We start from the raw sequence: 23,986 nt of genomic DNA on the forward strand, positions 1-23,986 counted from the left end.
TCGCCAGCAGGCTGGCTCCTACAGTTTCAGCGTGGACACGGTCCTTTGTGGGAGCTGGCCTGCCAGCGATGGTCGTTAACGATAACGCAGGTGAACCGGATGAACGCGGCGCACTGGAGTCCATCGCCAGCAAGCTGGCTCCTACAGTTTCAGCGTGGGCATGGTCCCTTGTGGGAGCTGGCTTGCCTGCGATGGTCGTTAACGATAACGCGTGTGAACTGGATGAACGCGGCGCACTTGAGTCCATCGCCAGCAGGCTGGCGCCTACAGTTCCCCGGGAATGCGTAAAGAATCTTTTTTTCGACAGGACGTCACTCGTGCAACGGATTGTTATTCTGGGCAATGCCGGCAGCGGCAAATCCACCCTCGCCCGCACCCTCGGCAAGCATCTGGGGCTGCCCGTGGTGCACCTCGATACCCTGTTCTGGGAGCCCGGCTGGATCGAACCCGACGCGGAGCAGTTCCGCGCGCGGGTTAGCACAGCGATCGCAGCGGATACCTGGATTTGTGAAGGCAACTATGCCCGGCGCACCTTCGACCTTCGCCTGCCCCGGGCCGACCTGATCATCTGGCTCGATACGCCGCGACTCACCTGCTTCGCCCGGGTGATCCTGCGCAGCGTCATGAACCGTCCTCGCCCTGACCTTGCAGCCGGCTGCGCAGAGAAGCTCGACCGGGCGTTCCTGACGTTCCTTGAGTTCGTGTGGAATTTCGATCGAGGCTACCGCCCGGGTATCGAAGCGGTGCGCATGGCCACGGGCCCGCGGATTCCTGTGGTGCATTTGCGCAATAGTCGGGAGATTGCCGCCTTTCTCCATGGCTTGCCCGCAATGCCTGGAACCTGCCTTGAATAGAGGGGCGGCGACATCCGTCACCCGAGGTTATACGTCGCGCCCCGAAACCGACTCAATTGGACGTCACGCATGATTCCACAGCGATATCGTGAATTTGTCATGAAATGAAAAGAAATTGTCGTCGGATGAATCTCCGTCAGCCTCCCCCCTCCATAAATTCCTCTTCGGGCCCGTTCTGTTCTATAGGCTCAACATCATAATAATAATCCGAGGGGTCGCATCGTATGCGCGTGAATTTGCCCGTAATCGAGCATGAAAGAGTATTTCCCGCCGAACAACGATTGATCTCCACGACCGATCTCGATAGCCGGATCACCTACTGCAACGAGGCCTTTGTTGCCATCAGCGGTTTCACCTACGACGAATTGGTGGGCCAGCCCCATAACCTGGTTCGACACCCCGACATGCCTCCCGGGGTATTCATTCACATGTGGCACACCATCAAGCAAGGCAAACCCTGGATGGGCATTGTGAAAAACCGCGCGAAAAATGGTGACTTCTATTGGGTCAGTGCCTACGTCACGCCCATCCATGAAAACGGACGCCTGAGTGGTTACGAGTCGGTTCGTTCGCTGCCCAGCCGCGACCAGGTTCGTCGGGCTGCAGCACTCTATGCACGGATGCGGGCCGGCAAGCCCATCGTTTCGCTGCGCACGCGGATTTCCCGGCCGCTGCAACACGGCTGGCCGTTGCTGATCGCTGGCGCAGTTTCATTGCTCGCCGACCAGTGGCTGCCCAATGCGGCGGCACAGGGACTGATGGTGGCAAGCCTGTGTATGGCCTGGTACTTGATCGACTCCCGGCATCGCAGAGCCATCGAGCGCACCCTGGCCGAGCATCCAAAAGCCTTTTCCGATCCATTGGTCGCGCTCACCTACAGCGACAACCATGGTCCCCAGGGGCGCCTGGACATGGCCATGGTCAGTGAGGAAGCGCGCTTGCAGACCGCCCTGAGCCGACTCGTCGATGCCGGGGTCAATGTCAAGGCCAAGGCCGCGCAGTCATCCGAACTCTCCGGTTCTCAGGCGCAGTCGCTTGATCGTCAGCGCAGTGAAACCGATCAGTCTGCCGCCGCCATCCAGGAAGTCACCCAGAACGTCATCAGCACCGCGCATGCCGCGTCGCAGGCCGACCAGTTGACGCGTGAGGGCAGTGAACTGGCCCGGCAAAGCCTGAACGCCATGGAAACCATGCATGAGGCGGTCAACGAAATCGGCAAGGCGGTCAACGCATTGGCGAGCGAAACGCAATCGATCGGCAGTGTCGTGGATGTCATCACGTCCATTGCCGAACAGACCAACCTGCTGGCGCTCAATGCGGCGATCGAGGCGGCCCGGGCCGGTGAGCAAGGTCGCGGTTTTGCCGTAGTTGCCGACGAGGTGCGCTCCCTTGCACAACGCACTCGCACCTCCACCGAGCAGATCCACGGCATCATCGCTTCTCTGTACGACGGTGCCGATCGCGCAGTATCAACGGCCAACCGTGGCGAGCAGATGTCCCGCGAAAGCATGCAGCGTGTCGAGGCGGTACAGTCGGCGCTGGTCGGCATCAGTCAGGCCGTCACCCGGATTACCGGAATGAGCCAGCAGATGGCCTCGGCGTCTGAAGAACAAAGTCACGTGGCTGAAGACATCAATCAGCAGATCACCCGTATTGCCCAGCTCTGTGATCACAGCGCCGGGCAGGCCAAACAAGGCGCCGCAATCAGCCAGGATCTTGAAGTCATGGCTGAATACCTGCACAGCCTGGCCGAGCGTTTTAACCGTTAGTGGCGACAGGGCGATTCCTGCTTGGCCATGGTCCTCGCCAATTGATGCGGCTCCGAACCAATGGCATCACCTGTGGCGAGGGAGCTTGCTCCCGCTGGGGTGCGCAGCGCCCCCAAAAAGAGGGACTGCTGCGCAGTCCAGCGGGAGCAAGCTCCCTCGCCACAGCTACGGCAATGCATAGACCCTGAACAGTCTCTTCACGGTAAGGTTGCTCCCGCCCAGATACTGGTCGTAGGCCTTTTCCACAAAGCCCGAGTAATAGGCTTCACTCAGGGCCGTATCGACCAGCAGGCGGAAGTCTTCGTCGTTGCGATCGACCATCATCGCCACCGGCGAGTACTCGAAGATGCGGTCCAGGATCATCAGGTTCTGCGCCGCACCTTCCTTGGCGATTTCGTTTCGCAGCAACATGCGTTCGGAAAAGAAGGCATCGACCTTGCCCTCGGCGACCAGCTTGACGCCCTCGTCGTTGTTGGCCACGGTCACCAGCGAGGCGATCACGTTGAGCAGGCGCATGCGTTCGCGAATCCAGTCTTCGGTCACCCCGCCCTCGAGGGTCGCGTAGGTCTGGTTGGCCAGGCCATTGTTGATGCTGGCACGCCAGGTCGGGCCGGCAGTGGCGACCTTGCCATTGAGCACATTGAGCAAGGGTTCGGCCGCATCGTTGCGCACCACGACCGAGAGGCCGGCGGTGTAGACCGGGATGGAGTAGCTGATCATCTTGCGCCGTTCCAGGGTGGGCGCGGTCGGCGTGCAGAGGATATCCACCTTGCCCTGGCTGACGGCACTGACCTGGTTCGCAACCGTGACCGGCTGGTAGTGCACTTGCAGGTCGGGCAGGCCCAGTTCGCTCTTGAGCTTGTCGGCGACTTTCAGGCACAGGTCGATGGCATAACCGCTGGCCTTGTCGCCTTCCTGCTTGCTGAAGGGCGCCAGGTCCGGCAAGTAGCCCAGGTTAAAGGTGTGGCTGCTGCGCACGCGCTCAAGGGTGTTGGCGCCGGCCACCAGTGGCAGCGTCAAGAGTGCGAAGGTAAGCAGCAGTCTGGTGGTTGTGGCAAATGGTACGTTCATGTCCGGTTTCCCTGTATGCAGATGTCTGTGCAGTCCTGTTGGCTACGCCTGAGGGTTTGCGGCCCTGGCCTGGCTGGCCACTGGCACTTCGGTGAAGCGCTTGGCGAGGAATCCGTAGAGCAGGTAGCCGACAGCGAGTACCAGGGTGCCGCCCATCACCGCGTCCTTGCCGCATGCATACAGGGCGTACAGGGAGTACGTGACGGCAATCAGCAAGACCACCACGTTACGCGTGCGAATCGCAGATGAGACCCCGGCCTTGTGCATGATCACCAGCAGGCCGGTCAGCGCAGTAATATAGGGGATGAGGTTGGTGACCGCGGCCAGGCTGACCAGCTTGCTGAACTGCGCGGCGGCGTCGGGCGAGATGGTCGACAGGGCCATCAGGGTTTGCAGCACACCGCAGACGATCATGCCGACGACGGGCGCATTCATCGAGTTGACCTTGCTGAACAGCTTGAGGAACAGGTTCTGGTCAGCCGTCATCTTGGCCGTTTGTGCCAGGGTGAATTGCCAGCCCAGCAGCGAGCCGACACAGGCCATGACCGCCAGGGCCATGACGATATTGCCCACCATCGGATTGAATATCGTCGCGTAGACCAGCGCAAAGGGCGCCGAGGACTTGGCCAGTTCGGCGTTGGGAATGATGCCCTGGATGACGGTGGTCGACAGCACATAGACCACGGCAGCGCCGAGGGTGCCGAACAGGCAGGCCAGCGGCACGTTGCGCTTGGGGTTTTCCACGGCATCGGTGGCCTGGGCCGCCGACTCCATGCCCAGGAAGGCCCAAAGGGTCAGGGGAATGGCTTTGCTGATAGCTTCGGAAATCGGCAGGCTGTTGGGGTTCCAGGCGGCGGCCAGCACATCAGGCTTGAACCAGAACCAGCCGATGATGCTCAGGCCCGCTACCGGAATGATCACGCCCCACACCGTGAATGCACCGATCTTGCCGGTGATGCCCGGGCCCCCGAAATTGGCGAAAGTGGTCAGCCAGATCAGCCCGATGGTGCCGACGCACAAAGGAATGGCACCCGTGCCCAGCCAGGGCACGAAGGCGGTCATGTAGCCCACCGCCGAAATGGCCACGGCCACGTTGGCGATGGCCAGGGACAGGAAGTACAGGTACGAGCAGAGGAAAAAACCCGACTTTGAATGGGCCTCTTCTGTGTAGGCGGACAAACCGCCGGAACGCGAACAGAAGACTCCGCATTGGGCAAAGCAGTAAGCGATAGCCATCGAACCGATCGCGGTGAAGATCCATGACAGTAGCGAGACGGCACCCAGTTGAGCCATGTTGGTGGGCAACATGATGATGCCCGAGCCCATCATGTTGACCGTTACCAGCGTCGTGAGCCCCATCAGGCCCATTTTCTTGCTTGAATCAGCCATCGCAAACTCCTTGCCTTGTTCAGTGTTTTGAACTTGGGCCTGGCGACGTGCAACACGCGGCCGGACTGGGGCTAATGCTTGATCAGACCTTGAGCCTGTAAACGCACCGCATTGCTGGCAGCGATCTTCAAAGCGTTCAGAAGCAGAATTTCTCTGTCTGTCCGACGTTGAAGTTCCCGGGACGAGTATCTGGGCAGGCATCATGTCCCAAGGCCAGGAGCGATTGCCCTATTGGGTATAGTTCAAATTTACAATCTGTTACTTCCTGCTGATTTTTTACTGGACCGCTTGGGCATGCACATGACGATCAGGCACCTTCCTTTTCCGTGGACGAACGAATAATGAAATCCTCCGCAGGTTTGCTGTTGTCGGGTATCGAACTGGATCGTGCCAGTTCCATCCCCTTGTACCGCCAACTCTACTTGCAGATTCGCAAACAGATTCTCAGTGGCAGGATTCAGGGCGGCGTGCGCCTGCCGTCCACGCGGACCCTGAGCAAGGAGCTTGAGCTGTCGCGAATCAGCATTCTCAATGCGTTCGATCAACTGATTGCCGAAGGTTTCCTGACGTCGCGGACCGGGGCCGGGACTTACGTCGGCCATGAATGGGAAGGCCGCGGTATTGAAGACGATGAGCACAAGCGCCAGCCGCCTCGCCTGTCCGACCTGAGCCAGTCGATGCTGTCGTTGCGCAGCGATCATTTCCGTGGTGTTTCCTATGCCGGCTGGGCGACCGGCAGCCCGACCTCGTTCCTGCCCAGTCACAGCGCTTACGATGCGTTCCCGCAATCGGTCTGGAAGCGCCTGTTGAACCGCCACCTGCACAAACCGACCAAGGCCATGCTCGGCTATGGCGAACTGCAGGGCTTGCTGGCCCTGCGCGAGGCGATTGCCGAGTACGTCTTCGATGCCCGCGGCATTGATTGCAGTGCCGAGCAGGTAGTCATCGTGTCCGGCGCCCAGCAAGCCTTCAACCTGCTGGGCATGCTGTTGCTCAACCCGCAGGACAGCTTCTGGATGGAAGATCCGGGGCATATCGCGGCGCGTATTGCGCTCCAGGCCCAGGGTGGCCAGGTCGTGCCGTTGCGTATCGACGAACAGGGGATCGATGTCCGGCAAGGCCTGGCTGTGTGTCCTGACGCCCGCCTGGTGTTTACCACGCCTTCTCGCCAGCATCCTTTGGGCGTCACCATGAGTTATGCACGACGCCAGGAACTCATCGACTGGGCCGCGCAGAATCAAAGCTGGATCATCGAGGACGATTGCGACAGTGAGTTTCGCTACAACGGCCGCCCCCTGCCCGCGCTCTATGCCATGGACCAGTGGGCTCGGGTCATCTACGCCGGGACCTTCAGCAAGGTGCTCTTCCCCTCGCTGCGACTGGGGTACGTGATACTGCCGCACGCCCTGGTCGAACCCTTCTGCACCCTGCGGGCGGTCATGGATCGCAGCCCGCCCACCCTGCTTCAGGCCGCCACCGCGGACTTCATGCGCGAAGGCCACTTCCTCGGCCATATTCGGCGGATGCGCGCCCTGTACCAGGCTCGCCAGCAGGTACTGGTCGAACAGCTACAGAAACAACTGGGGACTTTCTTCAGGATCACCCCGGTGGAAGCCGGCATGCACATGATCGCCTGGTTACCTGCGCATCTCGATGACGATGCCCTGGCCAGGGAGCTCGACCAACATGGCATTCATACCTACCCCCTGAGCGACTACTGCGTCGAACATGTCTTGCCGCCGGCGCTGCTGATCGGCTTTGCCAGCACCCCCGAGGACCAGGCCCAGGCGCGGGTCGAAGAGCTGGCCCTGGCCCTGGACAAAATGGGTTACCTGCAGCCGGCCACCTGACGCCGGGCAAGTGGTCTTATGATTTAGCTGATAATGGATCTATCGAGAGTTCCTGACTGGCGCGATAAAGGCTGCGCCGGTAGACCCGGTGTCTGAACCAGGAACGACTCGAATGAACAATAAGATCCAGGAACGATTCAACGCCTTGCTCAGCCATAAGGCTGTCGAGGCCGAGGCTCCCCCTCAACTGACCGAGGCACTGGCCCGCCGGTTGCTCGACCGACTTGGGCAACTGCGTCTGTTTGCCCATGCCTACCCCTTGCTGACCAACCTGACCCACGGCCGTGTCACCCCTGGCGACCTGCTGGACTTTGCCTATCGCCATGAACTCCAGGGACTGAGCCTGCACCTGCTCGACGGTGAGGAAAACAGCCTGAGTCAAATGACAGCCGCGCAGCTTCAGGCGTTCGCTGCCAAGGCCAATGCCCTCGGGCTGGACGTGCATCTGGAAATCAGCAGCACCCTGAAAAAAGATGTCGATCAAGTGATCGCCATCGCCAAGGCGCTGGGTACCCGCAACATCCGTGTCTACTCACGCTACGAAGGGGCGCTGTCCCGGGTCATGGACGTGATCGAGTCGGACCTGCACTACCTCGCGCAACAGGCAGAGGAACACGACCTGTTCTTCGATTTCGAGCAGCACGAGGAACTCAAGAGCGGCGAGATCGCGCAACTGCTGAGCCGGCTGAACCACCCGCGCCTGCACGCCCTGTTCGACTTCGGCAACATGATCAATGCCTGCGAACAGCCCCTTGCGGCACTGCGCACCCTGGGTCCGCACATACGCCAGACGCACCTCAAGGGTGTGCGCATCGTGCCCGAGCAAAACGGCTTCGGGCATTACGGCGTGCTGCAAGGCAGCGACGAAGACGACCTGCCCAGCGCTCGCATGTTGTTCGAACTGCTGATGCTCGGCGAATCAACCCCGCAGGTGATCGCCTTCATTCTCGAGCAGGAAAACCATTACGTGGCACCGGCGTTCCGCCAGCTCGACGAAGCCGCCGACCCGTTCATTGCGTACCGGGAAATGAGTGAAACAGCGCTGCCGCAAGGCTACTCGCTGGAGCGAATGCTGGCCGATGAACACCGTTGGGCAAACAACCAGGTCGCCTACGTACGAGGTCTGCTGGCCGAGTTCCGAACCCTGGCCGAGTTGACCCTGGCCCATTGCGCTGACGCCTGAACCTGACGTGCCGAACGGCACTGCCTACCCCAATACGCCTGGAGAACAATAATGACATCCCAAGACAAGGCCAAATGGCTCAGATTCCTGATTCTCATCCTCGGTGGCGGCACCATCTACAAGCTGGCGAGCCTCAAGGACGCCTTCTATATCCCCATGCAGGAGTTCATGGGGCTGTCCCACACTGAAATCGGCGTGCTGCTGAGCGCCAACGCCATCATCGCCACCGCGCTGTTCGTGGTGGGCGGCATGCTCGCCGACCGGTACGACACGCGCAAGCTGATCCCCCTCGGCCTGATCGGTACCGGGGGCCTGGGACTTTACCTGGCGACCTTTCCGCCCTTCAGCAATCTGCTGGTTGTGTTCTGCCTGTTGGCCGTGTGTGCCGACTGCCTCTTCTGGCCATCGCTGCTCAAGGCCATCCGCAACCTGGGTGACGATAAGGAACAGGGGCGCCTGTTCGGTCTGCTCGAAGGCGGGCGTGGCGTCATCGATACTCTGGTCGCCTTCTCTGCGCTGGGCGTCTTCGTCGCCATGGGCTCCGGTGAAAACGGTTTGAAGTCGGCGATCCTGTTCTACTCGGTCATCGACATTCTTGCCGGTACCCTGACCTGGCTGTTGCTCAAGAGCGGCAAAACCCAGTCGACCGTCAAGCCGAAGAACGGACTGTCGAACCTGCTCGAGGCCATCAAGGTGCCGGGCATCTGGCTGGTCAGCCTCAACGTGTTCATGGTCTACATCGTGTACTGCGGCCTGACCTACTTCATTCCCTACCTCAAGGAAATGTACGAACTGCCCGTGGCCCTGGTGGGCGCCTACGGCATCATCAACCAGTACTTCCTCAAGATCCTCGGCGGCCCCGCTGGCGGCTTCATTGCCGACAAGCAGTTCAAGAGTTCCAGCCGTTACCTGAAGTGGGCATTCCTGGCGTTGTTGCCGCTGATGGGCGTCATCATGCTCATCCCGAAAAGCCCGGATTACATCTACGCAGGCATGGCGGCCACCCTCTCCTTCGCGCTGATTGTGTTTTCCATGCGCGGTGTGTTCTGGGCACCGATGGGTGAAGTCGGCATTCCCCAGCACATCACGGGCTCGGCCTTTGGCATTGGTTGCCTGATCGGCTATGCGCCGGGCATGTTCGCCTACGTCATCTATGGCGCGATACTCGACCACTTCCCGGGTCAACAAGGCTACAACTACGTCTTCTCGTTGATGAGTCTGCTGGCCATTGTCGGGTTCATGGTATCGAGCCTGCTGTATCAAGCGGTGCGCAAGAATTCCGCGGTCACGGGCCAGGTCAGCGCCGCGCAAGCCTGACCCTGGACCGCGTCCAGGCGTCTTGACGCAACGCCGTGCGGCGGTAACCGGTGCCTCCCGGTTACCGCCGCATGGACGCCATGCACCAGGCATGACCACGCATAACGTCAAACGCGACAGATTTCCAACGTGGCGCGTAAACCGCCAGCGATGCGGTTCTCCAGTCTGATCTGCCCACCCAGGCGATCGGCAATGGCCTTGACGATGGTCAGCCCCAACCCTGCCCCCTGATCGTTTGCGCGACTGTAGAACCGCTCGAAGAGCCGATCACGATCCTGCTCATCGATACCCGGCCCCTCATCTTCGACAGACAGTTCGTAGCCGTTACTCTTTTCGACCAGCTTTACCGTGATCACGCCGTGCCGGGGGGAGAAATTCACCGCGTTGGTGACCAGGTTGTTCAAGGCAATGTCGATGGCCGCAGGGTCGACCCTCACAAGGCCGATGTTGTTGCCGACATCGAAAACCAATTCAAGATCCTTGCTCAACAACCAGGGTGTCAACTGAACCAGGCTGTCGCGAACCGTGGCTGCCAGGTCAATCGGTGCAGGCGGTTGCGCGCCTGCTTGAGGCTCGATACGAGCCATGGTGAGCAATTGATTGACCAGCCGGCTGGTACGGTCCACCCCGGCAATCAAGTGTTCAAGCGACGCACGACGCTCCCCTTCGCTCGCCGCTTCCATCAGGTTCTGCGCATGCACCCTGAGCACGGCCAGTGGTGTGCGCATTTCGTGGGCGGCATCAGCGATAAAACGTCGCTCACGTCCCATGACTTCCTGAATCTGCGCAAGCATACGGTTAAGGGCTGCCTGCATCGGCTCAAGCTCGGTAGGCAGCGGCGTCAATTGCAGGGGCTCGAGTGATCCGGGATGCCTCGCCCGCAGTGTCGCAGCCATGTTGACCAGAGGTTTCAATCCCCAGCCGATGGCCAGCCAGAGCATGGCGGCCAGTATCAAACTCCCCAGAATGTTAGGCCACAAGGTGTGGCGTACGATGCGGTCCACCAGGTCCGTGCGCACGTCGTCCCGTTCCCCCACCCAGATACGCAGGTTGTTCTGCTTGTCTTCAAGCAGGAAGGCGCGCCAGTGCCGGTTGTTCAGGTCGACTACATCGCTGAAGCCTGGTGTGACCGGGGGTTGGCTGAAAGACGGAGAACTGGCGGTATGCACCAGCACTTCATTCCTGGCATTCCAGACCTGAAACGCAATCTTCGTTTCATACGGATGCCCGTCGGCCCTGGGCGTCGCCTCGTTCAGGGCCTGGTTGAAAGCCCTGTACAGATCTGCGTGATCCTCGCTCACCATGGGCATACGCATGACGCCTTGCAGCAGGCGAGCATTCTGGGCCAGTTGGGCATCATAGACTTCGGCAATTTCATGGTTGCTGTCGTGCAGGTTCAACACGCTGATCACCGCCAGACCTGCGAGCATCAGGCCAATGATCAGGGTCAGGGTGCGCCGGCGGATCGAGGTCATCGACGCTCCTCCACCAGATAACCGATACCACGGACGGTGCGAATCAGATCGGTGGAGAGCTTCTTGCGCAGGTGATGGATGTGCACTTCCAGCGTGTTGCTTTCAGCCTCCTCACTCCAGCCGTACAGCAACTGCATCAGATGATCGCGAGTCAATACCCGGCCCGGTGGCGAGAGCAGTTCGTGGAGCAACTGGTATTCCTTGGGTGTCAGGGCCACCGGTTCGCCTTTGTAGCTGACTTGCTGGGTGCCGGGGTTCAGGCTGATGCCCGCGTGCTCGATCAGCGATTGCCCACGCCCGGCGCTGCGCCGAAGCAACGCACGTATGCGCGCCTTCAATTCTGCCAGGTCGAAGGGTTTGATCAGGTAGTCATCGGCGCCGGCATCCAGGCCGGCGATGCGGTCTTCGGTGGCATCGCGTGCCGTCAGGATCAGCACCGGCAGGTTGGAGCCGCTGTCACGCAAGCGCCTGAGCACTTCGAGACCGTCCATGCGTGGCAGGCCAAGGTCGAGCACCGCCAGATCAAAGATTTCACTGAGCAGCGAGTGCAAGGCACTGTTGCCGTCCTGCAACCAGTCGACGGTATAACCTTCACGGCGCAGGGCCTGATGAATGCCCTCGCCGAGCGCCACGTCATCCTCTACGAGTAATAAACGCACAGGGTCTCCTGTCAGCCGAGTTTCTTGTTCACGTCCACCAACAACGCTTCGATCTCCTTGCGGCGCCCGGCATCCGCGCTCTCGCGGCCAGGTCGGGGAGCAGCCTGCAAGGCTTTTTGCAACGCTGTCCTGGCTTCGCCATAACGCTTCTGACGGTAGAGGTGATCGCCCCAGAAGTACAGGCTGTCGATGCCGTTGGGGTTTATTTGCAATGCCAGCTTGAGCAACTGCTTGGCCTTGTCCGAATCGCCGAAACCGATGGGCCAGCCCGGTACGCGGTCATAGAGGGCCGCCAGACTGGTATAGGCTGAGCCTTGCAGGGCCTTGGGGTCCAGGGCCAGGGCTTTTTCCAGATCGGCCTTGGCATCCTTGACCTTGCTCAGCGCACCCAGCCCACCCTGGGCACCCGCCCAGCTACTGGTGACGATGCCAGACCAGATCCACGCCTCCGCCGCCGCTTGGCGCTCCTGCTTGAAACTCGAAGCCTGGGCCGCCAGCTTCTCGAAAGCCGCAGTGCGTTGGCCCTCGGGCAGCTCGTACTGAATGTGCGCCCAGCTTTGCTGGATACCGTTGAGACGCTGCTGGTCGGCAGCATCCAGCGCCCAGACACCCTGGCTCAATGCGCCCAGCAGCAGGCAAGCGATGATCTTTTTCATGGTTCGAGATTCTCCTGGTCGGGATTCTGGCTCAGGCGGCGGATCAGTGGCAGTTGTTTGCGCAAACCACGGTCCACCAGATGGGGCAGGAGGCTGTTCAGGCGTACAAAAAAACGCTCGGGCCAGCCCAGGTACAAGTCGCGACGGTCACCGGCAATGGCGTGAGTCACCGCGGCCGCCACGGTTTGCGGATCGTCGACATTGGTTTTGAGCGCATCATTGAGCGCTTGGGCTGCCGGGCTGTTCATGCCGGTACGGGTCGCTCGCGGAGCGACGTAGAGCACACTGACCCGGGTGTCCGCCAACTCTCGGCGCAGGGCCTCGGAGAACCCGCGCAGGGCAAACTTGGTGGCGCAGTAACTGGCGTAGCCGGGGTAGCCAATGGAGCCATAGGTCGAACCGACGTTGACCACCATGGCACTGTCGGCTTGCTTGAGCAGCGGCAACATCAGTTTTGTCAGGCACATCGGCGCACTGATGTTCACCGCGAGCATCGAATTGATCTCACCGTCGTCGAGCTGTTCGAGCATGGCGAAATGGTTGACCCCGGCGGCATTGATCAGCAGGTTGATGCCGCCGATGTTCTGGGCCCGCGCCAGCACCTCGCGGCGGTCGGAGAGAAACGTCAGGTCTGCACGGATCCAACACAGATTATTGGGATAAAGCTCGAGCAACGGCACCAGGGGCTCCCGATGGCGAGCCACGGCCAGCACCTGGGCACCACTGGCGCAGAGTGCAGTGGCGATGGCCAGGCCGATGCCGCCGCTGGCACCGGTCAACACGACGCGGGCTTCAGACAGGCGCATGCAGGCTCTCCCCGTTACGCGGCAAGCCACGAAACATATCGGCGTAGAGCCGGTACACCACTTTGGAGGCATGAATGACGGCGGCCTGGTCGTGCGGGTCATCCAGACGGTTCATCAGTCGACGGTAGGTCTGCATATGTTCGATATCGAGCGAACCGTGGGAGCTGAGGTAGCTGAATGCGCTTTCCGGCAAGTCCAGACGCTGGCGAATACTGCCGGCGGCGTGGGTCGCCAGGGCGATGCTCGTGCCTTCAAGCACGTTGACCATGCCAAACAGTCCCACCGGATTGTCCCTGGCAATCAGGTCGTAGAGGAAGCTGACCATCAATTCGATCGGCAATGACGGACGCCCGTCCCGTACTGCGTCCCTGTCACCGCCGCAGGCTTGAATGTCATTGAGTACCCATTGTTCGTGGCCGTACTCTTCCTCGATGTACTCACATACCGCTTCGCGCAACCATTCCAGGCGCAATGGCAGGCGTGCACCGCATGCCATCATCAACGGCACGGTATGGCGCACGTGGTAATAGGCCTGTGCCAGAAAGGCCCGGTAACTTTCCAGGATGACATCGCCCTGCAGCGCATCACGGATGATCGGCAGGTTGAACAACTCATTGCGTTCTTGCTCAGTGGCTTGTTGCAAGGTGTCAAAAAAGCTCATGGTGCGGATTCCTCGGAAAATGCAGATTCGGTCAATTGCCGCCGGTAGCGCTCGATGATGGCGTCACGGCGGGGCCGGCCATTGGCGGTAAGCAAGCCGTTGGTGGCGGTGAAGGGTTGGTCCAGCCGACTCCAGTGGCGGACCTGGGCGTACTCGGGCAAAGCTTCGTTGGCCTGGGCCACGGCGGTGGCCAGCTGTTCGTCGCTACAGTCCGGTCGATGCGGCCAGAGCAGCGCATGGTTGTGAGGCATCGCCTCGCCATAGACGAAGGCCTGGGCGACAGGCCCGCACTGAGTCAACTCGGCTTCCACCCACTCGGGGTTCACGTTGCGCCCGAAACTGGTCACGAACTGATGCTTCTTGCGCCCCTTGAGGTAGAGAAAACCTTCGGCGTCGAACTCGCCGAGATCGCCGCTGGGCCACCACTGGGCGGTGTGCGGCGCCTCTCCCAGATAGCCCAGCAAGGTTGAACCCTTGATCAGCACTTCTCCGTCCTGCGCCAGGCGAATCTCCACATGGGGCAATGGCCGTCCGACACTGCCGGGGCGCCGAGCTTGCGGGCGATTGAGGCACACCACCGATGCGCACTCGGACAGCCCGTAACCTTCATAGACGGGTATGCGCACGCGTTCAGCGCGATGCAGTAGATCTTCACTGACCCGGGCACCGCCCACGGCGGCAAAACGCAAGTGCTGTGGATCGAAAACCTTCTGCTCGGCAGCACCGACCAGCATCAGCAATAACTGCGGCACCAGGACCAGGCTCTGAGGCGAGCGGCTGGCCAGGCATCCCAACAGTTTCGGCACCTCCACACCGCTGGCGCCTGCAATCCCCAGGGTTTTCTGGCTGGGCAGGCTCAAGGTGGCCCCGGCATACAGTGCGGCGTAACAACCGATGTTCTCCAGCAAAATGGCCAGGGGAAGCAGCGCCAGGTGGTGTTGCGGATCAGTGGGTTTGCTGGCCTGATCCAGCTCGCGAGCGACCCGCAGAATGCTGTCGGCACTCAGGCACACGCCTTTGGGTGTGCCTGTGGTGCCGGAAGTGAAGGTCAACTTGGCGGTGCCGTCAGGCATCCGGTTCGGGCCACTGAACGTGCGGTGCCAGAACTCGCCGCACTTCTGATATCCAGCGGCTTGCAGTTCGTCCTGCAATGGCGGTTCGGCAATGACGTGTTCGGCCTGGCTTTGCTCCAGGCAATGCTTGCGTTGCGCCGGACTGAAAAAAGGTGGCAAGGCTACGCAGGTCAAACCCTCGAACAGCGCGGCCAGGTCCCACAGCATGGCCTCGATACCATTGTCCAGTGCCAGGGCGACCACCCTGACCTCTTCATCGCGCAGGCGCTGCTGACGATAGCTGACCTCGGCATAGAGCGTGGCGTAGTCGAGCTTGCGATGGTCGTCCCACAAGGCAATGGTGTTGGTTTTTTGCTCAGCATGATGACGCAGGGTCTGTTTGAAACGCTCCATTTCAGGCGACATGGCAGGTCCCTTCAATGGAAGTCGGCAAACCCAGGCGACTGAACAGGCCCGTGTTGCGTAAGTGAATGAAACCGGAACGAATATTGCCGAAATGAACCCACGGTTTGCTTTCGTAGTAACTGCCCCAGGCGTGGCGGTCTTCGCCAAGACGCGCCGGGTCGGCAGCACACAGGGTCACGGGTTTCAAGCCAAGTCGATGAAAGCTATTGACCAGCCCCAGGTTTCCAGTGAAAGCGACCCATTCCAGCCCCCCCATGGCCAGCAGGTAAGTCATCGCGATGATGCTCATACGTGCGCTGCCGGTGTCGCTGGCCGCCAGGTTCCCGACCTCGACGATGGCTGAGCGGCTTACGGTATGGTCGGCCGCGGCACTGATCAGCGCATCGATCGCCTCGTCCAGGTAACCTTCCAGAAACAGCGGTCCGTCGCTCGCCAGACGCACGCCAACCACCGCACAAAGCGTGCCGCACGCATCGCTCATGCCAAACAGCTGCGGCATGAAGTGACGAACATCGGCACCGTGGGCCCTGCGAAACCGTTGCTGGATAAAGGCTTCGAAGCCCCCCCTTTGCGGGGCGCCAGGCAAGGCCCTGACAAGATGCATCTGCTGTGCTTCGGTCAGGCCAAAGCACAATGGCAACTGAACGTTCCAGTTGAAATCGGACATTGAAAAACATCTCCCCGGATCAATTGGGGAGCAGTATCAAAGACAATTCTTAACGAAGTCTGAAGGTGACAAGACGATTCTCTTCAGTGGCCTTCTGATTGTCACCTTGCATGACCTTGGCCGGCCCGGGCGTCGACACTGCACCCGTATCCGCCCCGGCAACCGGCAGGCGGGTCGACAGGGGTACGCTCTGCGTGACGTTTGCCATCCGGGTGATTTCCACCTGCACCTTGTCCTTGCCGAGCAGGTAGTCGGCCAGCTTCTGCGAAAACGGCCAGTAGTTCAGGTCGGCCGTCAGGGTCAGCGGCCCGACGGCGTCGGCCGGCACCAGGAAGGAGAACTCCCCGATATCGTAGCCCTTGGGCAGAATGCGGTTGTCCGAGAGAATCTGCGTGGCATTCCAGACCTCGACGTCCAGCGGGTTGCCGTCCTTGTCGCCTATGTGCACTTTGAAATTTCGCGTGTTGACTTCAGTCTTGCCGTCCTTGATCGAACCCAGCCGGTAGATCTCGCGACCCGTGGCATCCAGCACCCGGAAATCGATCCACATCTCCCGTCCCTCCGGAAAGCCGGTCGGCAGCTTGTGCCCTGCGCCGACATTGGAAACCTTGACGGCGACCGAGGTGTATTGCCCGGCAACGATCGCTGCCGGCAATTGCTCGAAGGTTATTTCCCCCGCGCGTGCAAGCATGTTGCGAGCCCGTTGCGCGCCCTCTTCCTGACCGAGATGGTTGAGCATCATCGCGTTGGCCCCGCTGAACCAATGCGAGGCGACCGACTCGCGTTCCGGCCCCGTGATCGCGGCCTTGCCCTTGAACCCCGGCATGTGGCAACTCTGGCAGGTGATATCGTTAAGGCTGTAGGTACTCTCCTGCCATTCGTCATAGGTGCGCTCCACCGCCACGCTGCTGAACGGGTGCGTGACGTTGTGGCAGGTGCCGCAAAAATCCGAGCGGGTGTGCAAAGCCGAGTAAACAGTGTCGTGATAAGGCGAAACGGCGTCTTTGCGCGGGCCGAACTTGGTCGGTTTGCCGTGTGCTCGGGGGCTCATGACATAGGCCCCGTTATCGAGGCCCGTGCGGGCAATGATGTTGTGGCAGGTCTCGCAGTCGACCCCGGGCATCGGATGATTCTTCTCACTGTCTTCAATCGAGGAGCGGTTGACTTGCGAAGTGATCTGCCCGGTCGTGAGACCGATCGGGGTATGGCAGCCGGTGCAGAAGTTATCGACCTTGCCCTCGGTGGCCGCACTCGCACGCTTGAGCAAGGCCCGATAGATGGGTTCATCCCAGGCCTGGGACATCATCGACGAGCGCCACTGCCTGTAGATCTCCGTATGACAAGCGCCACAGACCTGGGCATTGTCGAAGTCCTTCACATTCAACACCAGGTTACCGGTGGTATTGGCCCGGTGCGGGAAGAACGGCATCCCGCCCGTCACACGCATGAGCCTGGAGCGTGCCGGCTCCAGCCACTTCTCATTGCTCTGATTGTCATTGCCCTGATTGTTGCTGCTCTGCGGTTCGTCGGCCGCCGCCAGCGTTACCGTCAGAAGGCAGGCCAGGAACAACAGTAAACGGCGAGCCAGAGGTTTGAGCGCCAGGGACAACGGAATGAACAATGACGCCAGGGAAATGTTCAAGTCGACAATGGCCAGCTTGACCCCTGGCGGTACGTTGAACATTGCCATGTAAGACCCGGCGCTGATCGTCCATAGAACAATCAAGGCCGATAGCCCGTGCAGCGCTAACTGTGCACACGTTGGTCTGGTGTGGCTCATGGCATTTCCTCTGGACGCCTTGCAGAGGATGAGTGCAGTACTTCTATTGAGTCGCCAGGGGTATTGATGCAAACCGATGGTTACATGCAATCACTCAATGGGGTACTACAGCTCCACAGCTTGCCGACGCTGCACCTTTGATGAACGGGACACGCTCACTCAGCAATTAGCCTGCCATTGCTGTAACAAAATATGTGCAAAGGCCGGCAAGTCCCTACAAACATTCGTCGAAAGTTGAAATGCCGTGCTGATGGAGGCTTGAATACGGCTGGGGAATAGCGCCCCGTTTGTGGGGGCGCTCACACCGAAATCGGGGGCCACTGCGTCTCTTGAGTCGATGCCCCCTACTCCCTGTCTTTCGTCGTACGGATGAGATTACCCCGTAACTTCACGATGGCCTTCTGCATTTGCACGAAATCGTCAGGATCGAGGCCGGTTTGCGGGAAGCCGTCTTCGCGCAGGCCTTCACGCAGTGTTCGCCCCTCTTTTGTGAGATTGATCCGAACCTGACGTTCGTCTTCCGGGTCGCGCTGGCGCTGCAAATAACCCATCGCTTCGAGCTTCTTCAGGATCGGCGTGAGGGTGTTGGATTCCAGAAACAGCTTTTCGCCAAGGCTGCCGACGGTCTGATTGTCTTCTTCCCACAGCGCGACCAGGGTGATGTATTGCGTGTAGGTCAGGCCGAGCCGTTCGAGCATCGGCTTGTAGGCCTTGCCGAAGGCCAGGTTGGTGGAATAGACGGCAAAACACAGGAAGTCGGAGAGTTTGAGATCCAGGGCGGATATCTTGGCGGTGTTTTTCATGGACGTTCCCAGGGGCAATCTTGCGAGACTGAAACTATACGTCGTACACGATGGTATCGGAAGTGTGCATAAACACCGACGGCCGGTTCACCGGGAAAATTCCCGTTGAACCGGCCGTGCAGCGGGTCAGGCCGTCAAGACATTGATGTCGACATCAATGTTGCCGCGTGTGGCCTTGGAGTACGGGCAGATTGCATCGGCGTTGTGGGCCAGTTCAGTCGCCACTCCATGATCCAGTCCCGGCACGCGCAATGTCAGTCGGGCCTGGAGGAAGTAAGCCGCGCCGGTCTGGCCCAGATCGACTTCAATGTCGACGGCCGTATCGGTCGGCAGTGTCACCTTCATTTGTTGGGCGGCCAGCCCCACCGCTGCGATGTAGCAGGCCGACCACGCGCCGGCGAACAGTTGCTCGGCTTTCGGGTGCGGCTGGACGGCGGTCAGCACGTGTGCCGGTGTGTCGTTGCCGGGGGACGACAGCACGATGTCGAGGTTGCCGTTATGACCGCGCGACGTATTGCCTGCGCTGTTATGGGTGGTGTGGGTTTTGCCGCTGGCCAGTACTTTTTCGATCTTGCTCATGATGATTCCCTCAGGATTACAATCAGTTAGATTCGTATGCGCTTGCATCGTATGCGATGTTAATGATGAATCCGCACGTCACGCCGTGATCACGTTCAGGGCAACATCGATATTGCCGCGTGTCGCTTTGGAGTAAGGGCAGATGGAGTCGGCGATGTGCGCAAGTTCGGTCGCGACATCCTGTGCCAGCCCGGGCACGCGCAGGGTCAGTCGGGCCTGAAGGAAGTAGGCCGGACCAGTCTGGCCCAGGTCCACTTCAATGTCGACGGCCATGTCCGCCGGCAAAACGATATTGCGCTCCTGGGCCACCAGCCCCACTGCTGCGGTGTAGCAGGCCGACCAGGCTCCGGCGAACAGTTGCTCGGCTTTCGGATGCGGCTGTGTGGCGGCAAAGACGTGGGCTGGCTGGGTGGAACCCGGTGACGACAGGACGATATCGAGGTTGCCGTGACCGCCGACATTGCTGCGGGTGGTGTGGGTTTTGCCGGTTGCCAGTACTTTTTCGATTTTGCTCATGGGGATTTCCTCAGGGTTTAAAGTTTGTGCGATTGTATCGCATGCGATGTGTGTGACCTTCAAAAAGACAACGTTCGTCAATGGGCGTGTGCAACGATCCAGTTGTTGCCGTTATGGCCATGGGAAGCTTGAGCGGTAGCGATCAACAGGGTGCGGCGGCTTCCGGTGTTCATGGCTGAATCTCCAAACGGCAAGGGTTGTTTTGTTTGCTATCGCATTCGACTAGATCGCATGCGATGAATGAATACTCAACCAAAGCCCCAATGATGTCAAAGTTTATTTTAGGCCTTGGCGATGAACGGCAGGGTCGCGACCGAGCGTGCTGCCCTGCCCCTCGCCGAATCAAGGGATGAGTGGACAACATTCGGCCATGGACAAATCCCGGGGGGGAACACAGATAGCGAAATATCTGTAGGAGCTGCCGAAGGCTGCGATCTTTTGATTTTGATTTTGCGATCTGGAGATTGCTGAAGATCAAGATCAAAGGATCGCAGCCTCCGGCAGCTCCTACAGGGGAACACGTGCACCACCAAACAACGAGGCCGATCGCGGCGGGCTCTGTAGGAGCGAGCTTGCTCCGGGCGGCGTTCCGACGAAAAACCTGAGAGCACCGCGGGGTGTCAGGCTCCCCGCATCATCGTTGACCTCCATCGCGAGCAAGCTCGCTCCTACAGTTATCGGTGTTCCCCGGAACTGCGTGAACACCCAATAAAAACCCCCTCACTGGGAGGGGGTCTGGTGTTTGCAAGGTTCTAACGGTTACACCCGTCTTTACCTGGACTTTCGTCAGCTCATCGCGCAGGAATTCCGGCGAACAGCCAGGTAGTCTCCTCAGCCGGCGCTGCCGCGTTGCGATTGCGCGCCCACTGGGTCAGCGCCACCATCGTCGCAAAGCCGAGCACGATCAATACCGGATAGGCCATCAGCAACTCGGTCAGCGAGTATTTCCAGGCCAGCGGTCGACCGACACCGAGCATCGCGGCATACAGCCAGGAAACACCCGACAGTGCACCAGAGAACAGGGCAAACATTCGCACATTGATAGGCAGATCAAGCAAGGAACCGGCCTTGAGCATGGCGGGCAATACATAGCGGTGCAACAGCATGCCGTTGAATGTCAGCAACAACACAATAATGACTTTGGCTTGAAGTTTCGGGTTGGCAAAATAGGTCATCCCTTTTTCAAGGTAATCAATGCCTATAATCGCCGCACCGGTGATCCACAAGAATAACAACGCATTGGAAACAGACTTCTGGAGACTGGCCATATGATCATTATCGTGCCCGGACGACACACGGCCTTTCAATAGATCCTTGACCATTGCGACATCGCTGGCAAACACCAGGCCAATGGCTACGCAGCATGCCAACAGGTGTACGTAAACCACTCCTAAACGCATAAACTCCATGGATTCTTTCTGGCCAAGCAGGCCGATCATTGTATTAATATCCACGCTTACATCTCCACTTATTGCGGCAGTGTGAATTGACCATGCCCCAGGCACGTGAATTAAATAATCACGCCTGCACAATCAAAGTTCACATTGATTGAAGCAACTCAAATAGTTTGGGTATTACAAGAGAGAGCGACTCGCCCCGCGAGTCAGTGATGACGGCATAATATCACTCCAGGTCTCAGGTAAAAAAAATCCCCATGTGCATTCCATTCAATGCAGATGAGGTATACGTCCATTTTACTAGGGAGTGCAGTGCGAAGCTCAAGGGATCCGCCTGCTGGAAGATCAGAGCCCAGAATACCCCAATTGTTCATTTTTCGAACAAAAACCACGACAAACGGTACTGCCATTAATGCCTCGGGAGGCCGGTTTAATTGGCTGAAACCACCGTTGCCAAGCGGCTGAACCGTTTCATTTCTCGCGCCGAAAAAAAAAGCGGATTTCCCGCGGAACGCACACCGTCTGATGCTGCAAACAGCGAATTTTGCCTCCCTCGCAGCCACGCCATTCAATGCTGGCAATACAGCATCCCGGAACGGAACTGCTACGCTTCAACAACGGCTTCGACTCTTTGCGAAACACCAGTGCAGGTCACCCTGAAGGCTGATGGAACAGTCGCATTAGCAGATCCTGTGCCCGAGGGAGTCAGCCTTCGTTGAGCAAAGGAGTGGACATGCCCCCCCGCAAAAGCAAGTCTGCCGACGGCCTGGCAAAACAATCGGACGACAGCGCAGACGAGTCAGTCTTTCTCTCGCGCAAGGAGCGCCTGTTCGCAGGTGAGCAATTACGCGAACGCTTGCCCCATTCGGTTCACGCCGAATGGAAACCGCCGGGCAAACACCGCGACCCTATCGAACGCCTCGAAGAATCCAACCGCTATCGACTGCCCAACCTGGTGCCGCTGCGCTACGGCCGGATGCTGCGCAGCCCGTTCACCTTTTTACGCGGTTCTGCGGGTTTGATGGCCCATGACCTGGCCACTACCCCAACCACAGGCATTGAGGTGCAGGCCTGCGGGGACTGTCACCTGATGAACTTCGGATTGTTCGCGACACCTGAGCGCAATCTGATTTTTGATATCAACGATTTCGACGAAACACTCCCTGCCCCCTGGGAATGGGACGTCAAACGCCTGGCAATCAGTTTTGTCGTGGCCGCACGCGATAACCGGCTCACCGATAAAGAGGCACGGGGCATTGCCGTCAAATGCGTTTGTGCTTACCGCGAGGGCCTGCGCAAATTCTCGAAAATGGGCCCGCTGGAGGTCTGGTATGACCGTCTGGATGCCCAGGCGATCATCGACATGGCGCCCAATGCCCAGATCAGGAAAATTCGCGAGCAAGTGGTGGCAAAGGCGAAGATGCGTCTGGGGGATTACCTCTACCCCAAGATCAGCAGCGAAGTCGGCGGTCGACGGCGACTGATCGATCAACCGCCCTTGCTTTTTCATGTGTATGAAAAGGGCTTCAAGCAGCGAGTGCGTATCGCCCTGCAGGATTATCGTTTGTCGCTGCCCCATGAACGACGTGTGCTCTTCGATCGGTACCGCCTCGAAGACGTTGCCGTCAAGGCTGTCGGCATTGGCAGCGTGGGCACCTACTGTTTCGTCGGCCTGTTCTTTTCTGCGGAAAACCACCCCTTGCTTCTGCAGTTCAAGGAAGCCTGCCCCTCGGTCTTGGCGCCTTATGCAGGCGACAGCGAATACGAAAACCAGGGGCAGCGTGTGGTCACGGGTCAGCGGCTGATGCAGTCCTCCAGTGACATCTTTCTGGGCTGGACACGCGGACAAAATGGCCGGCATTTCTTTGTACGCCAGTTGCGCGACATGAAAATGTCAGCCCCCATCGAAGGGATTTGCGCCGCAAGAATGAAGATGTACGCCGAGTGGTGCGGGCAAACCCTGGCCCGCGCCCATGCCAAATCCGGAGATGCCGCGCTCATCAGTGGCTACCTGGGCAAAACGGACTCCTTCGACCAGGCCATCGGAAAATTTTCCATTGCCTATGCCAATCAAAATGCAAAAGACCATGCCGCGCTGCTGGCAGCAGAAAAGTCAGGGCGGATCCAGGCACTCAGGGAAGAAGAGTGATGAGGGCGATCCATCGCTCATGGGTCATTCAGTGTCAGTCATCAGGCACGGAAGCCACAAGGACTCCCGTGACTGGTCAGCGGATGGGCCATACCGCAGATCAGCGCCCTTCCAGTTTTTTCACGACGTCGTCTGTGGTCATCACGCCGTTGGCAATGTAGCGGAAATTGACCAGCGCGCTACCGTATCCGTCGCCGTCAGGCAGCTTCGGGCCGGCGATGGCATCACGTACGACAACCACCTCGAAACCGCGCTCCAGAAACTCGCGAAGGTGCGATTCGACGCACAGGTTGGATGCCATGCCGGCCAGGATGATCTTGTCGATCCGCTGCTTGCGCAACTGCAGCATCAGGTCGTTGCTTTGCGGGCCATACAACTTGTGCGGTGAGGCGACGATAGTCTTGCCGTCTTCGATGAAGGGCTTGAACTCCTTCATGAAGTCGGCACCCGAATTGCGAAATCCATCCAGCGTCAGGGCGCCCTTGCGATCGAAGAGCCCCAGTTTGTGCTGCACGGTCTCCGCCGGCGCCTCGAACTCCCATTTATGATCGTGGGGATAGTAGTAGTGCGGCGAGATGGCTACCGTCGCTGCGGCCTGCTTGAACGCCGCGAAAAGCCGGTTCAGGTTCGGCACAAGATTTTGCTCGGTAACGCTCTGTCCGAAGACCGACCAGCCCGCCCCCTCCGGGCTCATGAAGTCGATCTGCGGGTCGATCACGACCAGCGCGGTTCGACTGGAATCCCATTCGAAGGTGGATGCCGGGAGTGCGGGTTTGGCCGGATCGGCGTAAGGGTTCTCTGCGGCGAAGCCAACGCCGGGCGCCATCAGGAAAGCCGTCAGCAACGTGGCGCAGGAGATCATTCTCGCGGCTTGAATTCTGTTGAAGGTCATTTGCACGTCCTCAATGTGGGGGGTGCATGTACGGT

22 protein-coding genes are annotated in these 23,986 nt (G+C 59.5%); 7 read left to right on the plus strand and 15 right to left on the minus strand.

Translation table 11 applies throughout. The features are described from left to right. Positions 1–317 precede the first annotated feature (317 nt). Both KSS91_RS15100 and KSS91_RS15105 read left to right on the plus strand, forming a co-directional pair. Positions 318–854 carry a P-loop NTPase family protein gene (locus KSS91_RS15100; RefSeq protein WP_217835240.1) on the plus strand — a complete coding sequence of 179 codons (537 nt, stop codon included), beginning with the start codon at positions 318–320 and terminating at the stop codon, positions 852–854. Between the two features lie 224 nt (positions 855–1,078). Further along, the gene (locus KSS91_RS15105) at positions 1,079–2,623 is read left to right on the plus strand and encodes a methyl-accepting chemotaxis protein (protein ID WP_217835241.1); all 1,545 of its coding nucleotides are present in this window, start codon (positions 1,079–1,081) and stop codon (positions 2,621–2,623) included. A gap of 165 nt (positions 2,624–2,788) precedes the next feature. Here the strand turns inward: KSS91_RS15105 and KSS91_RS15110 are convergent, their stop codons facing one another. Both KSS91_RS15110 and potE read right to left on the minus strand, forming a co-directional pair. Next, positions 2,789–3,694: an amino acid ABC transporter substrate-binding protein gene (locus KSS91_RS15110; protein ID WP_217835242.1), complete on the minus strand. Its 906-nt coding sequence runs from the start codon at positions 3,692–3,694 to the stop codon at positions 2,789–2,791. Positions 3,695–3,736: 42 nt separating this feature from the next. Then, positions 3,737–5,083, minus strand: a complete 1,347-nt coding sequence (gene potE, locus KSS91_RS15115; RefSeq protein ID WP_217835243.1) for a putrescine-ornithine antiporter — start codon at positions 5,081–5,083, stop codon at positions 3,737–3,739. A gap of 341 nt (positions 5,084–5,424) precedes the next feature. On the opposite strand from potE, the gene pdxR reads away from it, so the two are divergent. The 3 genes from pdxR (at position 5,425) to KSS91_RS15130 (ending at position 9,433) form a co-directional block, all read left to right on the plus strand. Further along, positions 5,425–6,933, plus strand: a complete 1,509-nt coding sequence (gene pdxR, locus KSS91_RS15120; protein ID WP_217835244.1) for a MocR-like pyridoxine biosynthesis transcription factor PdxR — start codon at positions 5,425–5,427, stop codon at positions 6,931–6,933. 112 nt (positions 6,934–7,045) lie between these two features. Beyond that, the gene (locus KSS91_RS15125) at positions 7,046–8,116 is read left to right on the plus strand and encodes a sugar phosphate isomerase/epimerase family protein (protein ID WP_217835245.1); all 1,071 of its coding nucleotides are present in this window, start codon (positions 7,046–7,048) and stop codon (positions 8,114–8,116) included. A gap of 51 nt (positions 8,117–8,167) precedes the next feature. After that, complete coding sequence (locus KSS91_RS15130) at positions 8,168–9,433, plus strand: MFS transporter (protein ID WP_217835246.1); 1,266 nt, start codon at positions 8,168–8,170, stop codon at positions 9,431–9,433. Positions 9,434–9,540: 107 nt separating this feature from the next. Here KSS91_RS15130 and KSS91_RS15135 read toward each other — a convergent pair whose 3' ends face one another. The 12 genes from KSS91_RS15135 to KSS91_RS15190 form a co-directional block, all read right to left on the minus strand. After that, positions 9,541–10,908, minus strand: a complete 1,368-nt coding sequence (locus KSS91_RS15135) for a sensor histidine kinase (RefSeq protein WP_217835247.1) — start codon at positions 10,906–10,908, stop codon at positions 9,541–9,543. After that, the gene (locus KSS91_RS15140; RefSeq protein WP_217835248.1) at positions 10,905–11,567 is read right to left on the minus strand and encodes a response regulator; all 663 of its coding nucleotides are present in this window, start codon (positions 11,565–11,567) and stop codon (positions 10,905–10,907) included. The genes KSS91_RS15135 and KSS91_RS15140 overlap by 4 nt, the downstream gene beginning before the upstream one ends. Before the next feature lie 11 nt (positions 11,568–11,578). After that, the gene (locus tag KSS91_RS15145; RefSeq protein ID WP_217835249.1) at positions 11,579–12,223 is read right to left on the minus strand and encodes a tetratricopeptide repeat protein; all 645 of its coding nucleotides are present in this window, start codon (positions 12,221–12,223) and stop codon (positions 11,579–11,581) included. After that, positions 12,220–13,029, minus strand: a complete 810-nt coding sequence (locus KSS91_RS15150; RefSeq protein WP_217835250.1) for an SDR family oxidoreductase — start codon at positions 13,027–13,029, stop codon at positions 12,220–12,222. Before KSS91_RS15150 ends, KSS91_RS15145 begins: the two co-directional genes overlap by 4 nt. Continuing rightward, positions 13,016–13,690: an iron-containing redox enzyme family protein gene (locus KSS91_RS15155; RefSeq protein ID WP_217835251.1), complete on the minus strand. Its 675-nt coding sequence runs from the start codon at positions 13,688–13,690 to the stop codon at positions 13,016–13,018. Before KSS91_RS15155 ends, KSS91_RS15150 begins: the two co-directional genes overlap by 14 nt. After that, positions 13,687–15,168 (minus strand): AMP-binding protein, encoded by a 1,482-nt coding sequence (locus KSS91_RS15160; RefSeq protein WP_217835252.1) that lies wholly within the window; start codon positions 15,166–15,168, stop codon positions 13,687–13,689. The genes KSS91_RS15155 and KSS91_RS15160 overlap by 4 nt, the downstream gene beginning before the upstream one ends. Beyond that, the gene (locus KSS91_RS15165) at positions 15,158–15,835 is read right to left on the minus strand and encodes a thermostable hemolysin (protein ID WP_217835253.1); all 678 of its coding nucleotides are present in this window, start codon (positions 15,833–15,835) and stop codon (positions 15,158–15,160) included. Before KSS91_RS15165 ends, KSS91_RS15160 begins: the two co-directional genes overlap by 11 nt. 49 nt (positions 15,836–15,884) lie before the next feature. Next, entirely contained in the window at positions 15,885–17,615 is a 1,731-nt protein-coding gene (locus KSS91_RS15170; RefSeq protein ID WP_217835254.1) for a cytochrome c3 family protein, read from the minus strand. Positions 17,616–17,959: 344 nt separating this feature from the next. Beyond that, entirely contained in the window at positions 17,960–18,418 is a 459-nt protein-coding gene (locus KSS91_RS15175; protein WP_015095200.1) for a MarR family winged helix-turn-helix transcriptional regulator, read from the minus strand. A gap of 126 nt (positions 18,419–18,544) precedes the next feature. After that, the gene (locus tag KSS91_RS15180) at positions 18,545–18,997 is read right to left on the minus strand and encodes an Ohr family peroxiredoxin (protein WP_015095201.1); all 453 of its coding nucleotides are present in this window, start codon (positions 18,995–18,997) and stop codon (positions 18,545–18,547) included. A 78-nt stretch (positions 18,998–19,075) separates the two neighbouring features. Then, positions 19,076–19,513, minus strand: a complete 438-nt coding sequence (locus KSS91_RS15185; protein ID WP_217835255.1) for an Ohr family peroxiredoxin — start codon at positions 19,511–19,513, stop codon at positions 19,076–19,078. 791 nt (positions 19,514–20,304) lie between these two features. Continuing rightward, complete coding sequence (locus tag KSS91_RS15190; protein WP_041474871.1) at positions 20,305–20,952, minus strand: hypothetical protein; 648 nt, start codon at positions 20,950–20,952, stop codon at positions 20,305–20,307. Between the two features lie 392 nt (positions 20,953–21,344). Between KSS91_RS15190 and KSS91_RS15195 the strand changes: the two genes are divergently transcribed. Together KSS91_RS15195 and KSS91_RS15200 are read left to right on the plus strand one after the other, a co-directional pair. Further along, a complete protein-coding gene (locus tag KSS91_RS15195; protein ID WP_217835256.1) occupies positions 21,345–21,629 on the plus strand; it encodes a hypothetical protein in 285 nt (94 codons plus the stop codon). A gap of 236 nt (positions 21,630–21,865) precedes the next feature. Next, on the plus strand, positions 21,866–23,059 hold the full coding sequence (locus KSS91_RS15200; protein ID WP_263986888.1) for a DUF2252 domain-containing protein: 1,194 nt from the start codon (positions 21,866–21,868) through the stop codon (positions 23,057–23,059). A 100-nt stretch (positions 23,060–23,159) separates the two neighbouring features. On the opposite strand, the gene KSS91_RS15205 is transcribed toward KSS91_RS15200, so the two are convergent. Then, positions 23,160–23,951: a cysteine hydrolase family protein gene (locus tag KSS91_RS15205; protein ID WP_217835257.1), complete on the minus strand. Its 792-nt coding sequence runs from the start codon at positions 23,949–23,951 to the stop codon at positions 23,160–23,162. Positions 23,952–23,986 lie beyond the last annotated feature (35 nt).

This window comes from Pseudomonas azerbaijanorientalis, from assembly GCF_019139795.1.
Taxonomy (GTDB): domain Bacteria; phylum Pseudomonadota; class Gammaproteobacteria; order Pseudomonadales; family Pseudomonadaceae; genus Aquipseudomonas; species Aquipseudomonas laurylsulfatiphila.

Excerpts from the sequence above, each read along its gene's own strand:
- KSS91_RS15190 (WP_041474871.1), bottom strand. The coding sequence starts at position 20,952 with ATGATCGGCCTGCTTGGCCAGAAAGAATCCATGGAGTTTATGCGTTTA.
- KSS91_RS15145 (WP_217835249.1), bottom strand. The coding sequence starts at position 12,223 with ATGAAAAAGATCATCGCTTGCCTGCTGCTGGGCGCATTGAGCCAGGGT.
- pdxR (WP_217835244.1), top strand. The coding sequence starts at position 5,425 with ATGAAATCCTCCGCAGGTTTGCTGTTGTCGGGTATCGAACTGGATCGT.
- KSS91_RS15160 (WP_217835252.1), bottom strand. The coding sequence starts at position 15,168 with ATGTCGCCTGAAATGGAGCGTTTCAAACAGACCCTGCGTCATCATGCT.
- KSS91_RS15135 (WP_217835247.1), bottom strand. The coding sequence starts at position 10,908 with ATGACCTCGATCCGCCGGCGCACCCTGACCCTGATCATTGGCCTGATG.
- KSS91_RS15130 (WP_217835246.1), top strand. The coding sequence starts at position 8,168 with ATGACATCCCAAGACAAGGCCAAATGGCTCAGATTCCTGATTCTCATC.
- KSS91_RS15155 (WP_217835251.1), bottom strand. The coding sequence starts at position 13,690 with ATGAGCTTTTTTGACACCTTGCAACAAGCCACTGAGCAAGAACGCAAT.
- KSS91_RS15180 (WP_015095201.1), bottom strand. The coding sequence starts at position 18,997 with ATGAGCAAGATCGAAAAAGTACTGGCCAGCGGCAAAACCCACACCACC.
- KSS91_RS15175 (WP_015095200.1), bottom strand. The coding sequence starts at position 18,418 with ATGAAAAACACCGCCAAGATATCCGCCCTGGATCTCAAACTCTCCGAC.
- KSS91_RS15110 (WP_217835242.1), bottom strand. The coding sequence starts at position 3,694 with ATGAACGTACCATTTGCCACAACCACCAGACTGCTGCTTACCTTCGCA.
- KSS91_RS15185 (WP_217835255.1), bottom strand. The coding sequence starts at position 19,513 with ATGAGCAAAATCGAAAAAGTACTGGCAACCGGCAAAACCCACACCACC.
- KSS91_RS15125 (WP_217835245.1), top strand. The coding sequence starts at position 7,046 with ATGAACAATAAGATCCAGGAACGATTCAACGCCTTGCTCAGCCATAAG.
- KSS91_RS15170 (WP_217835254.1), bottom strand. The coding sequence starts at position 17,615 with ATGAGCCACACCAGACCAACGTGTGCACAGTTAGCGCTGCACGGGCTA.
- KSS91_RS15205 (WP_217835257.1), bottom strand. The coding sequence starts at position 23,951 with ATGACCTTCAACAGAATTCAAGCCGCGAGAATGATCTCCTGCGCCACG.
- KSS91_RS15165 (WP_217835253.1), bottom strand. The coding sequence starts at position 15,835 with ATGTCCGATTTCAACTGGAACGTTCAGTTGCCATTGTGCTTTGGCCTG.
- potE (WP_217835243.1), bottom strand. The coding sequence starts at position 5,083 with ATGGCTGATTCAAGCAAGAAAATGGGCCTGATGGGGCTCACGACGCTG.
- KSS91_RS15150 (WP_217835250.1), bottom strand. The coding sequence starts at position 13,029 with ATGCGCCTGTCTGAAGCCCGCGTCGTGTTGACCGGTGCCAGCGGCGGC.
- KSS91_RS15105 (WP_217835241.1), top strand. The coding sequence starts at position 1,079 with ATGCGCGTGAATTTGCCCGTAATCGAGCATGAAAGAGTATTTCCCGCC.